At 43.1% G+C, this 15,617-nt stretch carries 15 protein-coding genes; 7 read left to right on the forward strand and 8 right to left on the reverse strand.

What is annotated here, in order from left to right; all coding sequences use genetic code 11:
• Nucleotides 1-18 precede the first annotated feature (18 nt).
• The 4 genes from pheT to rpmI form a co-directional block, all read right to left on the reverse strand.
• Nucleotides 19-2,424 (reverse strand): phenylalanine--tRNA ligase subunit beta, encoded by a 2,406-nt coding sequence (gene pheT, locus FQ082_RS10630; RefSeq protein ID WP_149493079.1) that lies wholly within the window; start codon nucleotides 2,422-2,424, stop codon nucleotides 19-21.
• 104 nt (nucleotides 2,425-2,528) lie between these two features.
• Nucleotides 2,529-3,584 (reverse strand): phenylalanine--tRNA ligase subunit alpha, encoded by a 1,056-nt coding sequence (gene pheS / locus FQ082_RS10635; protein ID WP_149493080.1) that lies wholly within the window; start codon nucleotides 3,582-3,584, stop codon nucleotides 2,529-2,531.
• Nucleotides 3,585-3,923: 339 nt separating this feature from the next.
• Nucleotides 3,924-4,280, reverse strand: coding sequence for a 50S ribosomal protein L20 (gene rplT / locus FQ082_RS10640; RefSeq protein WP_011281252.1), 357 nt, complete (start codon nucleotides 4,278-4,280; stop codon nucleotides 3,924-3,926).
• 150 nt (nucleotides 4,281-4,430) lie between these two features.
• The gene (rpmI, locus tag FQ082_RS10645; RefSeq protein WP_011514608.1) at nucleotides 4,431-4,628 is read right to left on the reverse strand and encodes a 50S ribosomal protein L35; all 198 of its coding nucleotides are present in this window, start codon (nucleotides 4,626-4,628) and stop codon (nucleotides 4,431-4,433) included.
• Nucleotides 4,629-5,162: 534 nt separating this feature from the next.
• Between rpmI and hisIE the strand changes: the two genes are divergently transcribed.
• The 6 genes from hisIE to FQ082_RS10675 all read left to right on the forward strand — a co-directional run bounded on the left by hisIE (nucleotide 5,163) and on the right by FQ082_RS10675 (nucleotide 10,897).
• Nucleotides 5,163-6,011, forward strand: a complete 849-nt coding sequence (gene hisIE / locus FQ082_RS10650; RefSeq protein WP_133104910.1) for a bifunctional phosphoribosyl-AMP cyclohydrolase/phosphoribosyl-ATP diphosphatase HisIE — start codon at nucleotides 5,163-5,165, stop codon at nucleotides 6,009-6,011.
• A gap of 189 nt (nucleotides 6,012-6,200) precedes the next feature.
• Nucleotides 6,201-6,443, forward strand: a complete 243-nt coding sequence (gene tatA, locus FQ082_RS10655) for a Sec-independent protein translocase subunit TatA (RefSeq protein ID WP_011514610.1) — start codon at nucleotides 6,201-6,203, stop codon at nucleotides 6,441-6,443.
• 26 nt (nucleotides 6,444-6,469) lie between these two features.
• Nucleotides 6,470-7,165, forward strand: coding sequence for a Sec-independent protein translocase protein TatB (gene tatB / locus FQ082_RS10660; protein WP_149493081.1), 696 nt, complete (start codon nucleotides 6,470-6,472; stop codon nucleotides 7,163-7,165).
• Entirely contained in the window at nucleotides 7,165-8,049 is an 885-nt protein-coding gene (gene tatC, locus FQ082_RS10665) for a twin-arginine translocase subunit TatC (protein ID WP_149493082.1), read from the forward strand. Before tatB ends, tatC begins: the two co-directional genes overlap by 1 nt.
• Before the next feature lie 218 nt (nucleotides 8,050-8,267).
• Complete coding sequence (locus FQ082_RS10670) at nucleotides 8,268-9,767, forward strand: UvrD-helicase domain-containing protein (RefSeq protein WP_020444415.1); 1,500 nt, start codon at nucleotides 8,268-8,270, stop codon at nucleotides 9,765-9,767.
• Between the two features lie 104 nt (nucleotides 9,768-9,871).
• Nucleotides 9,872-10,897: a tRNA dihydrouridine synthase gene (locus FQ082_RS10675; RefSeq protein ID WP_149493083.1), complete on the forward strand. Its 1,026-nt coding sequence runs from the start codon at nucleotides 9,872-9,874 to the stop codon at nucleotides 10,895-10,897.
• 42 nt (nucleotides 10,898-10,939) lie between these two features.
• Here the strand turns inward: FQ082_RS10675 and FQ082_RS10680 are convergent, their stop codons facing one another.
• Both FQ082_RS10680 and FQ082_RS10685 read right to left on the reverse strand, forming a co-directional pair.
• On the reverse strand, nucleotides 10,940-11,365 hold the full coding sequence (locus FQ082_RS10680) for an MAPEG family protein (RefSeq protein ID WP_149493084.1): 426 nt from the start codon (nucleotides 11,363-11,365) through the stop codon (nucleotides 10,940-10,942).
• A 14-nt stretch (nucleotides 11,366-11,379) separates the two neighbouring features.
• Nucleotides 11,380-11,793, reverse strand: a complete 414-nt coding sequence (locus tag FQ082_RS10685) for an OsmC family protein (RefSeq protein ID WP_133104916.1) — start codon at nucleotides 11,791-11,793, stop codon at nucleotides 11,380-11,382.
• Nucleotides 11,794-12,282: 489 nt separating this feature from the next.
• On the opposite strand from FQ082_RS10685, the gene FQ082_RS10690 reads away from it, so the two are divergent.
• Nucleotides 12,283-12,804, forward strand: coding sequence for an RNA pyrophosphohydrolase (locus tag FQ082_RS10690; RefSeq protein ID WP_011514617.1), 522 nt, complete (start codon nucleotides 12,283-12,285; stop codon nucleotides 12,802-12,804).
• A gap of 99 nt (nucleotides 12,805-12,903) precedes the next feature.
• Here the strand turns inward: FQ082_RS10690 and FQ082_RS10695 are convergent, their stop codons facing one another.
• Both FQ082_RS10695 and FQ082_RS10700 read right to left on the reverse strand, forming a co-directional pair.
• Complete coding sequence (locus FQ082_RS10695; protein WP_149493085.1) at nucleotides 12,904-13,728, reverse strand: NRDE family protein; 825 nt, start codon at nucleotides 13,726-13,728, stop codon at nucleotides 12,904-12,906.
• Between the two features lie 197 nt (nucleotides 13,729-13,925).
• Nucleotides 13,926-15,593: a DUF4139 domain-containing protein gene (locus FQ082_RS10700; RefSeq protein WP_149493086.1), complete on the reverse strand. Its 1,668-nt coding sequence runs from the start codon at nucleotides 15,591-15,593 to the stop codon at nucleotides 13,926-13,928.
• Between the last annotated feature and the right edge of the window lie 24 nt (nucleotides 15,594-15,617).

The following is a 15,617-nucleotide window of genomic DNA, read 5'->3' on the forward strand; positions in this document are numbered from 1 at the left end:
GTCTTTTTCGATTAGAGGCTAGCTGTCACGTAGCTGTGCTGAATGCTCAACCGTTAATGCTTGTACCACTTTATCAGTGGCCGTTTTTACAGCATCATCCGATAAGGTTTGCATTTTATCTTGCCATATCAAGGCAAATGCTAATGAGCGTTGACCTGCTGGCACTTTTTCGCCTTGGTATACATCAAACAACCAAAGATCAGTCAACAGTGCACCTGATGCCTTACGTATAGTTGACTGTAGGGTTTGAAGGCTGATATCGCTGTCTACTAATATGGCAATATCGCGGCGTACTTGCGGGAACTTACTTGGAGTAGTAATGGCATGCTGTTCACGAGCAAGCGTTAGTAATGGCGCAAGTAATAATTGAGCAACCCACGTAGCTGGCAGATCCAACTGTTTAGCGGTATTAGGATGCAATTGCCCCAACCAACCGACATACTGATCATCGATATAGAGCTTAGCACTTTGACCCGGATGCAAGAAAGCTAGCTCACTACGCTCATAGCGAATACGCGCACTATCCATTTGTGCAGGTAATAACTGCTCAATATCATGCTTAAGATCATAAAAGTCTAACGCACGGTTTTGATACGCTTGCTCGTCCCAGACATCGCCAACTGCTACTAACGCAATACTTGGCGTTTGTACTAACTCGCTAATACTTTGACCAACAAAGCTAAGCCCAGTTTCAAAGAAACGCACGCGCGGCTGCTGACGATTTAAGTTATATTGTACACAAGGCAATAAGCTTGATAGCAAAGTACGGCGCATCACGGCTAAGTCACTAGAGATAGGATTGGCCAGTGCCAGTACTTCTCCTAGGGCTTTATCATCGAGCAAGGCTTCTATTTTTGCGTCACTAAAGCTAAAGCTGATCGCTTCCATATAGCCATTATCGACCAGTGCCAGCTTTATCTCATGCGTCAAGTCTGCGGTATCGTCATAATCCATGCTGACTTGCAGGTGCGGCAAGATGCTTGGGATATTGTCATAGCCATAGATACGAGCAATCTCTTCGATCAAATCTTCCTTAATGCTCATATCAAAGCGATATGATGGCGGCATGCAAATCAGGCTATCTGCTTGCTGCTCTACCTCAAAGCCTAATTGGGTTAGGATACGCACCATGACTGCTGGCTCAATCTCAATACCGATAACATCACGGACTTTAGCAATTGGCAAGGTAATGGGCGCACGTGCCGGTATGTGCTTGCTACTTTCGACTGTGATTATTTGCCCGGCTTGAGAATTCGTGACACTGGTAATCAAATCAACAGCACGCGCTAAAGCAAGCGCTGGCAATTCAAAGTCTACCCCACGCTCAAAGCGTTGTGAGGCATCAGTATGCAGACCAAAACGGCGTGCACGTGCAGCGATAGCCAATGGATTAAAGAAGGCACTCTCTAACACAATATTGGTGGTACTATCAGTCACACTACTGCGTTGACCGCCCATGATTCCAGCAAGTGCAAGTGCGCCTTTATCATCAGCAATGACCAATTCATCACCGGTTAAGGTAATGGTTTGCTCATTCAATAAAGTAATGGTTTCTTCAGGCTGTGCCAAACGCACAACGATATCGCCCTCGATAGTATCGGCATCAAAAGCATGTAGCGGCTGACCCAATTCCATTAATACATAGTTGGTCACATCAACCAAAAAGTTGTGCGAGCGTAGTCCTGACTGAACCAGCGCATCTTGCATCCACTTTGGCGTATCGATACTACGATCGATATTGCTTATCGACTGTAAAAGGTAGCGTGGACAAGCTTCTACAGCACTGACTGTTACAGCTGGCATCACTTCGTTTTGAGTGAAATCGATATTATCAGGGATATTTGGCATTTGTAACGGCAAATCGTTAATCACTGATATCTCGCGCGCAATACCACGTACGCTAAAACAATCACCACGGTTTGGCGTGATAGAAATATCCAATATTTGATTGTCTAAGCCTAGATATTCACGGATATCAATACCGATTGGCGCATCAGCTGGCAATTCGAGCAAACCATCAATGTCATCGACTAAATCAATTTCAGAAGCGCCGCAGAGCATACCGTTAGAATCGATACCACGTAGATTGCCATTTTTAATTGTGAAGCCTTTTTTGTCATCACTTGGCAAAACGGCACCAACAGTCGCAACAGGCACTTTCATACCGACAGTCACATTGGGCGCGCCACAAACGATTTGTAACCGCTCAGCTGCACCAATATTGACCTGTGTGACGCGTAGCTTATCAGCGTCTGGATGCTGCTCGACGCTGATAACTTCACCAACGACCACACCACTAAAGGCACGAGCGACTGCAAAGCGATCATCAATCTCTAGCCCTGCCATCGTGAGTTGTTCAGCCAATTGCTCACTGCTATTATTGGGGTTTACCCATTGACGTAGCCACTGTTCGCTAATTTTCATAAGTATCTCGGATCAGAATTTTATAATAAATATTTTGAAGTAAAGGTTGGCACATTAACTTGTTATATTAACAAGGAGCACTTTTTATATAAACAAAGAGCACTCTAGCCAAACTGCTTTAAGAAGCGTACGTCGTTTTGGAAAAACAGGCGCAAATCATCGATGCCGTAATATAACATCGCAAAGCGCTCAATACCCATCCCAAATGCAAAGCCAGTATACTTTTCGGCATCAATACCGCAGTTGGTCAGCACTTGTGGATGTACCATACCGCAGCCCATGACCTCAAGCCATTTACCATTATCATCGAGGATATCAACTTCAGCTGACGGCTCGGTAAATGGGAAAAATGACGGGCGGAAACGTACGGTTAGCTCTTTGGCAAAAAACGCTTCCAAGAACTCACTAATCAAGCCTTTTAGCTCAGCAAAAGTGCTCGACTCGGTAACCATTAAACCTTCTAGCTGATGGAACATCGGCGAATGGGTTTGGTCCGAGTCATTACGATAGACGCGACCGGGACAAATAATACGAATCGGCGGTTCATTCTTTTCCATGGTTCGAATTTGAACGGGGCTGGTATGCGTACGCAGTAAATAATGCGCATCAAAATAGAAGGTATCGTGCATCGCGCGTGCTGGATGATGCGACGGAATGTTGAGCGCTTCAAAGTTATAGTAATCGCTCTCAACTTCAGGACCAGTAGCAACGTTGAAACCCGCTTGTATAAAATACTGCTGCATACGTTGGGTAATCATGGTCACGGGATGCAAATGACCTTTTTGAACACCGCGAGCAGGCAAGGTGATATCAATGCTCTCGCTTGCAAGCTTGGCATTTAGTGCAGCCACTTCTAGCTGCTGCTGCTGCTCTGTCAACGCATCTTGAATACGGCTACGGACTTGATGCAACCAGCCGCCGTAGGTTTTTTTATCGTCGCTGCTGAGTTTACCCATCTGCTTTGACCAGCCAGTTAAGGGACTCTTTTTACCGGTCAATTGCACCCGCAAATCTTGCAACGCACGCACATCGGTTACTTGTAGAATCAAGGCTTCAGCGGCACTGGCCAACTCATTTAGCTGAGCTTCATTAAGCTCGCTTAGCTCTGTGGACAAGGTCGGTAGCGCCGACAAATCGGTGGTAGCAGCAGGGGTAGTCATAAGACGCATTCTTCCTGATTTAAACGGACTATTAATAATAGTGATAGGTAATTGTAGGGATTTGACCAAATATTGCAAATCATTTACCCATTCATGTGACGATAATTTCAATGATATGAATGGCTTGAATATTTAGACGATGATAAACGCTATCCTATAACAGCGTATGTGATTCTGGTACTAAAAGTGGGCAGTCAGACAATGTGATATAAAAAAAGCCACCGACCAGCGGTAGCTTTTATTAATATCAACCTATTAATCAATATTATTCCTATCCATGTAGATAACTACTTATCAATAATGATTTAAAAAGCAGCCTACCTAAAGGAAGGTTAATATTTATGCTAGTTCCGCTTTAGCTTTTTCGACCAACGCTGTGAAAGTCGCTGCATCATGCATAGCGATGTCAGCAAGTACGCGACGATCGATTGCAATGTTAGCTTTTTTCATGCCATTGATAAAGCGGCTATAGCTTAAGCCGTTTAAGCGTGCACCAGCATTGATACGTGCAATCCAAAGACGACGGAAAGTACGTTTTTTGTTGCGACGGTCACGATAAGCATATTGACCAGCTTTGGTCACTGCCTGTACCGCTACGCGGTAAACACGTGAACGGGCACCGTAGTAGCCTTTTGCACGCTTTAAGATTTTTTTGTGACGACGATTCGCCTGTACACCACGTTTTACACGGGCCATAAATTACTCCAAGATATTTTTAATCATTATTAAACGAATCACGATGTCATCAGATAATAGACATCGTTATCAAATTGCAAAGTCATATACTTTTAATTCAGTCGCTATTCATTAAACAGCGCTTAATTAAAGATAAATGACGATAGCCTATTAAATGTATGGGCACATACGACGAACTGCTGCTTCGTCAGACTTGTGCACCAACTTAAGACCACGCAACTGGCGAATACGCTTAGGTGATTTCTTGGTCAAAATATGGCTTTTGAATGCTTGCTTACGCTTAAAGCCGTTCGCTGTTTTTTTGAAGCGTTTAGCTGCACCGCTTCTGGTTTTCATCTTATTTTTCATGATGATTTGCCTCTTTTTCTGTTTTAGAACCTGGTCGTCAAATAGTCAATAATGATTAGTGGCTGTAAAAACAGGCACCAAACCTCTATTTGCCTCGAGGTGGGAGGCGACATTTTAACAGATCGTGCGCTGTTTTGCCAAGGAAAGTTTTAACGCTGTTTAGCGTATGTTGTTCTTTCTAATCACAAATACCTTGCTGCTTATTTTCGTCTTCCAAAACTTGGTTATTAGCCACTTAAAGCACACGCTTAGAAGCAAAAACTGAGCAGCCACAAGCGATAGCTAGATGAAAACAAACTAGGCGAATTAAAAACACTGTTAATTTGCAATTCTTGCTGTATCAAAATTCAGCTCGAGTATAATTGTGCTGTATTTACTGATTTAACATATTGAATGTCAGCTTAAGCTGTGTTTAAGTAGAGACTGCGTGTTGATAAAGCGCTCGCATAAATGACAGATAGGCTGAATAACTATTATTGAGCGAATACTTAGCGACTTTTTATTATTTTCTACCTATAAGATGGCAACAAGATTATGACTTCACCTGCTTGGCTGGCTGCCATAAAATTTAATGATGATGGTTTGATTCCTGCAATTGCTCAAGATCATAAGTCTGGGCGTATTTTGATGATGGCGTGGATGAATGCCGAATCCCTACAATTAACCGCACAAACGCAGACAGCGGTTTATTTTTCGCGTTCGCGTGGCAAGTTATGGCATAAGGGCGAATCCTCTGGACATACCCAACGCATACATGATATTCGTCTAGATTGCGACGCCGATGTGATTGTCCTTAGCGTCACTCAATCCGGTGGTATTGCTTGTCATACTGGCCGCGAATCTTGTTTTTATCAGCGTTTGGATTTATCAGGGCAAACGCCTGAGTGGCAAACGGTTGATAAAGTATTGAAGGATCCTGCTGATATTTATCATTCAAATACAGCAACACAAGCCACGCCTGATATTAACGAAGCACCATCTCATAATATAGTCGATTCTGATACCAATCAGAATGACCACAGCCCCATCACTCTCTCCATTTTGCAACAGCTTGACGGTGTATTGGCTGAGCGCAAACAAGCGGATGCCGATAGCTCATATGTAGCAAGCTTATACGCCAAAGGTCTTAATAAAATATTAGAAAAAGTGGGCGAAGAAAGTATAGAGAGCATTATCGCTGCTAAAGACTTTGCTAATTGCAATGAAAATACGGATAAAGCCCAATATGACGAAGCGCGTCATGAGCTGATCTATGAAGTCGCTGATGTTTGGTTCCATACCTTAGTAGGTTTGGCTTGGTTCGACATCGAGTCAGAGGCAGTATTAAATGAGCTAGGTCGACGCTTTGGTCTCTCAGGTATTGATGAAAAAGCCGCTCGATAGCGTTTTATAAGATTAGCCATTACCCTGTTTGATTATTGTTGCTTTCACCTTTTTGTCATAACAGCAGGTTATAATATAGTGACGTGTTACTTCGCATAAGCGGTCGATAGCTTTTGTGTACGATCACAATACTCTATACACTCAACGTATTCCTATAAAGACTGAAAACTAAGACATAAGGATAGCATTATGGGCAGTTTTTCCATTACGCATTGGCTGATTTTATTGGTGGTGGTGGTTGTCGTATTTGGCACCTCCAAACTGAGAAATGCTGGTAAAGATTTGGGCGGTGCGGTCAAAGGTTTTAAAGAAGCCGTCAAAGATGAAAATACTGAACATGCCAAAAAGCAAGTGGTGCTCGACCATGATGGCAACGCACACACTGAAGAGCGCCCAACAACCACTAAGGTTGATGACACGCATAATGTATAGCATCTAGACAGTGACATCGAAACATTATGTTTGATATTGGGTTTTCTGAATTATTGCTTTTTGGCGTCATTGCCTTAATCGTCTTGGGGCCAGAAAAGCTGCCCCAAGCGGCGCGTACCGCTGGGCAATGGTATGCCAAAATTCGCCGCACGGTTTCTACTTTGCAATCTGAAATCGAAGCGGAGCTTGACTTAGCTGAAACGCGCCAGCAAATGCAAAAAGAGCTGGCCAAAATTCGCCAGACTGAAGCAGAAATGCGCCGTGAAATGGCAGAAATGCGCGGCAGTATGCAAGAGTTTGAATCCTCGAAAAACCAGCATTTAAAAGCATCGCGTGATCCAGTCGATGGCAATACGCCTAGGCAAAGTAGCCAAGCCAGTAGTGAGAATGGTGATAATCGACCAGTGAGTCCAAAATCCTTTGACTACGCCTACGATAGTAATAGACAGGCTGAGAAACCAGAAAGCTCTGAGCAGCCATCGGCACAAGGTGATAACGACAGTCTAAAAACTGACTTTAATGATAACGCCAATCCAGTGATTCAAACCATCACAACTAGACCGTGGGAAAACATGTGGTTTCGTCTTGGTGCTTATGATAAAGCGCGTCGTTTGCCGCAACCGCCTTACTTACCAAACTATAAAGCCGATATCTTACTCAACAGCCATCTAGACAGTCCTTTACCCAAACAGACTTCTGTTAATAAGCAGGAGAGTAATTAGTGGGCTTATTTAAACGTAAAAAAAGCCGTCAAGAAAAAGTCGCGGATTCAGATATCGAGACCTCAACAGCTACCATTAATGGTAATGTCGACAGCAATACTGACGACTCTGGCGATATCCTAAGCTCACTTGGCGATATGCCGATTACCGAGCATTTGATTGAGCTGCGTCGTCATTTGATTAAGATATGTGTTGCCGTACTGGTAATATTCTTAGCCTTGGTCGGATTTTCCCGCGAGCTCTATGATTTTTTGTCCGACCCATTGGTTGCCCAGTTGCCTGCCAACTCAACGATGATCGCGACGGATATCACTTCCAACTTTATGGCACCGATACGCCTGACTGTTTTTGTCGCTGCATTCTTTGCAATGCCCTACATTTTGTATCAAATCTGGTCGTTTGTCGCACCCGGTTTATATAAAAAAGAGAAAAAAATCGCCATTCCCGTTTTAATGTCCTCTATATTTTTATTTTATGCGGGTGTGGCTTTCTCTTATTTTATTGTCCTTAAAGGGGTTCTAAAATTCTTTATTATGTTCGCGCCGCAGAACGTCTTGCCGATGACCGACATCGACAGTTATTTAAGTTTTGCACTCAAACTCTTTATGGTCTTTGGTTTAACCTTTGAGATTCCAGTCGTCACCTTGCTATTGATATTGACTGGCGTCGTCTCCATTCAGAGCTTAGAAGATAAACGTCGTTATATTATTGTCGGCTGTTTTGCCGTTGCTGCGGTCGTTACACCGCCTGATGGGGTGTCGATGTTGATGCTTGCCATTCCGATGTGGCTACTATTTGAGCTAGGATTATTTTTAGCGAAAATATTAATTAAAGAAGAACACAGTCCTACCTTAGCAAGCGATACAGGGTTAAATAAAGAATAACATCACTTGTCAGACACTTATTCCAAAAACAGCCAACGTGCTAATCTGTTAATATAACCTGCTTATTTCCACCTTTATTTTCTATCAGTTTTTTTATTATTGTCATGTGCACTTGCAAGTATTTTGCAATTTCATATGACGAGCCAGCCATTGTCTATGCAGTGGCTTTTTTTACCCCCGTCATTTTTGATCCGTTTTACTCTTTTAGGTAATTTTTTATGTCCGCATCTATGCCAGCTTATATGAGCGATCCCACTGATGAGCAACTGAGCGCGCTCAACATGGCGATGGATCACAAGTCATTTAAAGTGGTGGCTTATGCGGGTGCTGGTAAAACGACGACCTTAAAACTGATTGGTGAGCGTTTGCGTGGACGTGGCTTATATTTAGCTTTTAACAAAACGATTGCCAATGATGCTCGCTCAAAGTTTCCACCCCATGTGGAATGTCGCACTTTTCATTCGCTTGCTTATCGTCATGTCGCCCGTGATATCACAGCTAAGCTGTCGTTGCCGCGTTTTTCACCCAAACGTCTGGGTGATGATTTGGGTTTGCAGCCCGTCCAAGTACGTCGGCAAATGGATGGCATTAATAAATACATTACCCTCACACCAGCTAGACTATCTCGGTTTGTCAGTGACGCTGTCAGCAATTTTTGTAGCACCCATGCCAGTTATCCTGCACCAAGGCATATCGAATTTCCAAGCTGGCTCGATGAGTCAGATGCCGAACAGTTGCGTGAAATGCTCTACCCTGCCGTTGAGCAACGCTGGCTACAGTCGATTGATGCGCGCCATCCAGCTGGTATCGGGCATGATATTTATCTTAAATTATGGGCACTGTCTAAACCCAGTATTCCCGCTGATTTTATATTGTTTGATGAAGCCCAAGATGCCGATCCATTGATGATGGGAATTTTAACCCAGCAGCCACGGCAAGTAATTTATGTGGGTGACGCTCATCAGCAGATTTATGAATGGCGCGGCGCAGTCAATGCGATGAAAAAACTACCCTTACCACAAACCTTATTGACCCAGTCGTTTCGTTTTGGCGAACCGATTGCTGAGATTGCCAATACTTTGCTTAAAGCATTGCAAGAAGATGTCCCGTTGAAAGGCAATCCTAATAAGCAATCTTCTACTGATAAGGGTATGGTACATAGTAAAAAAGATGCCATCCTTTGCCGTACCAATGCGGCAGCAATGTCGCAACTATTGACTGGACTCAAGCTCGGTCACCGCGTGGCGCTACAAGCTGATACCGATCGTATGCTTAAATTTTGTCAGGCCGCCGAAAACTTAAAAAATGGCAAGTCTGCTTATGGCGTGCCCGAACTGGCGTATTTTTATAATTGGGGCGATGTACAAGAGTACTCTGAAACCAATGAAGGCAGTGATCTAAAAACATTGGTGAAATTGGTCGATGATCATGGCACCAATGTATTAAGCCAAGCTGTCAATAGTCTTACCAGTATCGAAAATGCTGACTATGTTATCTCCACTGCCCATAAGGCGAAAGGGCTTGAATGGGGAAAAGTACAGCTCGATGATGACTTCTATTATGATGTGACGACCAATGCCGTCAAGATAAGTCCAGAAGAGTTGCGTTTACTATACGTCGCTTGCACGCGTGCCCAGAGCAATTTAGATATTCATAATATTAAAGATCTAATATCAGGATTGCAGACAGGTAAGAAAGTTATTTTTGGTAATACTTAATTTTCCTCAGTTAGTCACTCTCTGTATTTGCCACTCTAAACCTCTAGCCTATCTTTCTTTATGGCAACATTTTAATAGCACCCTTTTAGCAGTGAACAACAAGCATGAATAATAGTCAGCAACTTCAAATACGTCAAAAAACAATACAAAATCTATTTGCCAATCCTGTCCGACTCCTTGCACCAATGGAAGGTTTGACTGACCCGTTAATGCGACAAATTCTCACGCAAATTGCATCGGACTTGGGTCGCCCTTATGATTGGTCGGTTAGCGAATTTATCCGTGTGACTCAGCACGTATTGCCAGCGCATGTATTTTATAAGTACGTTCCAGAATTGCGTCATGATGCTAAAACTGCCTGTGGCACACCGATTCATATCCAGCTACTCGGTAGTGAAGCGCAACTCATGGCAGAAAATGCCGCTTATGCTGCCGAGCTTGGTGCGCCAGCGATTGATATTAACTTTGGTTGTCCTGCTAAAACGGTCAATAGCCACCGTGGTGGTTCGGTATTACTGGATGAACCCGAAACCATGTATCAGATTATCAGCGCGGTGCGTCAAGCGGTACCTGCCGACATTCCAGTCTCAGCCAAAATTCGTTTAGGCTATACCGATACCAGTCGCATGGATGATATCAAAGCTGCGATTAACGACAGTGGTGCTGATTGGCTGACCATTCATGCACGAACTAAAACCCAAGGATATAAGCCGCCAGCCTATTGGGACAAGATTCAAGGCTTTAATGCGCTTGATATTCCCGTCATTGCCAATGGCGAAATATGGAATGCAGAGCACGCACAAAATTGTATGACGCAATCGGGTACAGAGCATTTGATGTTGGGTCGCGGTGCAGTTACCCGTCCCGACTTAATTGCACAGGTTGATAGAGAACATAGTCAGACTTTAAACAATGAAACAACATTATTATGGCAAGACCTGATTGCGCATCAGATTAAATTTCTGCAAGGCACAGCAAAAAGCGATATTGTATTGGTCGGTCGTTATAAACAATGGTTAGCGATGCTCACCAAAGGCTATAGCGAGGCGAAGATATTATGGGACAGTATTAAAAGAGAGAAAAATAAAGCAGCTATCATTAGTGCACTGCAAGCCAGTGTGCGCCAATAATAGCTGCTTTTATCTTAAAGGCAATTTGTCTAACGAATAAGATTAAACACTCACTCTAATCGCTAAATAGAATAACATCAAACAACAGGCAATCGATAACGCCCAAAGTATGGAGCGGAACATCTCCAAATTAGTGATGTAAGCCACGCAAAAACTGATACGAATCAGTACGTATAGCCAAGCCAATGTATTTACAATCAGCTGTGGCACAAAAAACAGCATCGCTGCTAAGACTGCAGCTAAGAATACCGGTAAAGTCTCATAGCTATTCTGCTGCGCGGCATTAGCACGTGCAGCAGCGCCCGTCGTACCTTGTAAAAAATTACGTGGATGGGCATTGTCAGCCAAATTAAAGCCGCCGAGCATTTTTGCAGTCAATGCCATTGTTAATGGCAACAGACTTGCTACGACCATCGCCCAAATGGCTGACGATGCAGTATCAGAGACCAACCCTAAGAATAAATTCATCAATATATTCGCCTTTATCCTGCGATAACTTCAAAGTCATGCGTCACATTGACCCCGCCTTGTACTAACATACGACTGGCTGAGCAGTATTTTTCTGCGGATAATTTTATGGCTTTTTCTACTTGGCTTTCTTTGACATCTTGACCGGTCACGACAAAATGCATATGAATATCAGTATAGACAGCCGGTACGGTTTCAGCACGTTGAGCAGTCAGCTCACAACGTACGTCAGTCACATTTTGACGCGATTTCTGCAAAATCGCCACCACATCATAGCTAGCACAACCTCCAAGCCCTAGTAGAATCAGCTCCATTGGACTGGCGCCTTTTTCTTTATCAGCATCGATTTGTACATTATGCCCTGATGGCGATATACCCATAAAGGCTTTGTTCTCTTGCCATGTAACGCTTGCTTTAGATTCTGACATTTTTAATATTCCTAGTTTTATTTAATAATAGGTTCTTATTTGTTCGATATTATTGGTTCAATATATAAGAATAACTTTATCGATTTAATACTTTATCGTTGATTAAGATAAGCAAAATATGACTAGTGTAGCATAAGCTAAAACCCGCATTAATGAATCAAAAACTCGTATTATTACTTATATTATTAAGTAAGCACTTATAACGATAAGACACTAAAGCAAAAACTTTGACAGCAAAATACCTTAGCTAAAAAATACACAAAAGTCTGCTTAAATATCTTTATATAACCTCTTGATTTTAAATCATTAAAGCTGTGAAACATTTTATAGCAAAATACTGTTACACATTTTGCTCTTTTCTTGGTTTAATGATGGTAATGAATCTTATTTTGCCAAAGTATCGATAGCAATCACCCTATAATAATTATGATTGCTGTCACTGTGCCTTGTTGAAATAAGCTATTTTTAAACATTTTAAAAGGTTACGTCATGATAGATGCAGACGGCTTTCGCGCCAATGTCGGCATCATCTTGGCAAATACACAAGGGCAAGTTCTGTGGGCAAAACGTATTGGTCACAACGCTTGGCAGTTCCCTCAAGGCGGTATCGACCGTGGGGAGACGCCGATGGATGCGATGTATCGCGAGCTCTGGGAAGAGGTCGGTCTACATCCGCGTCATGTCGATTTGCTAGCGGTTACGCAAGATTGGTTGCGCTATCGCTTACCAAAACGTTATGTGCGTCATGGGCAGTACCCTTTATGTATTGGGCAAAAACAGAAATGGTTTTTGCTACGCTTAGATGAGCCAAATACCCAACACATCCGCTTTGATGAGGGAAAACCAGAGTTTGATAACTGGCAATGGGTCAGCTACTGGTATCCACTTGGACAAGTGATTCACTTTAAACGCAGCGTATATCGTCGCGCCTTACAAGAATTGGTGCCCGAGCTACCGCTTCAACAAGGGCTTATTATTCCGGAACAAAACAACCATTTGTTGGTGGAATAAACTCACCAATTTTTCATGCAATTAGCACAATAATGAATACCGTTAGTGATATTTCATATCACTAACGGTATTTTTTTATCACTGGATTTTTATAAAAAGCTAATGAGAGCATTCACGGCTGACGATTTCAGCTTGAATGCCTGAATCTTTAATAGTATTTCGCCGTAACGTTAAAATACTTTGTGTCCTTGTACCATAGCTTGGCACGGCGTTATTGGCAGCCTCCTTACTAGCAATGCCAGTAAGATTGGCACCTTCAATATAAATCGAAGACAGCGCTTGCTCTATTTTGATATCGATACCAGTATTTGGTAACTCTTCTTCTGGTGCTTGAGTATTATCGGACAATACCTTAAAAGCAGCGTCTTGCCAGTATTCAAAATCACTATTTTCGCTAATTAATGGCAATATTTCTTGACGTAACCTGCCACGCAAACGCTCTGTCTTAAACCAACCCTCTTCTGGCTGACCATTAGAGAATACGTGCAAGCCTGCATATAAAGGTGTTGGTGCATGACCACGGTTATTAACGACAACCGCTTGTTTGCTATCGCCGATAATCAGATTAAACCCAGCATATTCTTGCAGACTGATTTTCCGTGCAAATTCCATCGTGCTTAAGCAACTGGTCAAAAAATCAGCGACCAATTCACCACGTGAGCGCTCATCATTACTTGCCTGCACACCATCGCGAAAGTTCAATACTGCCGCCCAGCGACCATTTTGCTTATAAAATTCAGCATGCTGCTCTTGGTGAATTCCTAACCACGTACCGCCACTTTGCGCATCACGCCCTGCAAAAATAGGCTTATCTTCCCATTGATGTAGTGGCTCTGTCGGACGCTGTAGAAACTCATCGCGATTAGATAATAAAACCAAAGGCAGCTCATCAAATAACTGCCAAGCAATGGCGACAATACACATAGAATTCCTTTTATATGATTGTTATATAGTCATTTCAATATAAAATAGAGTCGTTCAAAATAGGGTTATGCTGGGATAAATTTTCCTCGCTTGCTGTGCGCTTCGCACTCCAGAGGCTTCATAAAATTTATCCCAGCAGCATTCCCATCAGGATTGTATTTTTTAAATTGAATCGATTATATGGTTCTGATTTAACATTAATTCGTGCTTAATTTTTTATCCGCAGGATAGCTAATTTGATAGATCGACTGCACGACTTGAGATTGTTGACTCGGTAAATCGAACTCCCACGCTACCATTCCTTTGTTATCATTCCAATCTTTTTTGCTAATCGCTGGTGTATGCGTCGCGGTTACTTTAATGCTGTCATCGCTACTCAAGGGTTCTGCGCCTAACACTTGCATGCGCATACTACGATTGTGCTGATTGGTAAATTGATAAGCCTGAGTGATGGTCTTGGTTTGTTGACGATTAAATACGCCTTTGTCGCCTTTTTTGTCTTCATCAGTCAGTGGTTTCACAAGCAAGCTCGGATCAACACCAAAACCAATCCCCTGCTCTTTTAAACTCTGATAATCATAGCGCGACTGACCAACATAGTTATCGTCGCGATACAGTTGCAATGAACCATCTGCCCAAGCTGGCGTCAAAAACGGTGCAGACGCATACCAGTAAGCGGCAGCTTCGATGCTTGGTGTACTCCGTAGCCAAAGCTTACTGATGCCGGATTGTTCATCAATAATAGTGCGTACGCGTCTGCCATCACTTGGAATACTGACGCGCTGCGGCAGGCGATATTCAGTGATACCGTTTTTATTTTGACTACTAACCGTAAAGCTCGGTAGCGGCGCCATACCACCTGCACCGCCATAACTGTCGCTGGCAGAAACAACAACCACTGGAGCAGCTTCCATCATTGGTTGTGCATAACGGCTCAACTTAGCTTGCTCTTCTTCATATAGTGACAAACGTTTAACTCTTGGTAGCTGGCTGGTCGTCGTTTGATTGGGATTAACGGTACTTAAGATAACTGGCACATTGTTCCAATTCTCTCCCGTTTGTTGGGCGATGATGGCAGAGGCGGTGATATTGAGTTGTTTATTATCGGTATTTAAACGCGCTTGATAAGTCGGCTCCCAGCTGGCACCGCGTACTTGATAATGTAATTTAACACTACTAGCAGAACGGCTAGCGGTACGTACACTGACTTGGGTGACATTACTCTGTACTGAAGAAGTACTGCCAGCGACCAGCTGATTTAAGTCGTCTTTAGCACGAGCTTCTCGTTTTTGTAGCTCTACTATTTTTTTGTTAATACTGGCGGCTTGCGTTTCTAAGTCGCGTGCATTATTGGCAAGGGTGCCAGTGGTGTTTATTTGCGTGACTTTGGTTAGGTTTTGCAAATAGGCTTTGGTCAGGCGTGCCGCTTCCAATTCGGCACTGATATCCGCTAGATTATTCTGCTGAGTCTGTACATTAGCTGCTCCTTGATACTGGCACTGCGCTGCTTGCTCGCCACTCAAGGTTTGAATACTAACTTCACCGATATTGACATTGCCCAGTGCTTGTACACTAATACTTTCGGGTTCAATCGCAGGCGAAAGACAGGAAAAAACCAGTGTCTGCTCACCTGTGCCACTGATGGGTAATGCACGAGTGACACTGGCTAAGCCTTGATAAATGGTAATTTGTTCGATACTACTGGTTGCTGCTTGCGCCGTCACTGGCACGAAAAAACTGAAGCCTGATGCGACTATACACAATAAAGATAATCTGTTTCGCTTAAGGTTTGGCGATTGCACATCAACTACGGTAGTTAACCGTTTATCGTGCAAAAATGATCGTGATGATACGGTAGCAGACATGATAATTCCTTAGAAGTTGATGCG

The organism is Psychrobacter sp. ANT_H56B, from assembly GCF_008369245.1.
In the GTDB taxonomy this organism is placed as follows: Bacteria; Pseudomonadota; Gammaproteobacteria; order Pseudomonadales; family Moraxellaceae; genus Psychrobacter; species Psychrobacter cryohalolentis.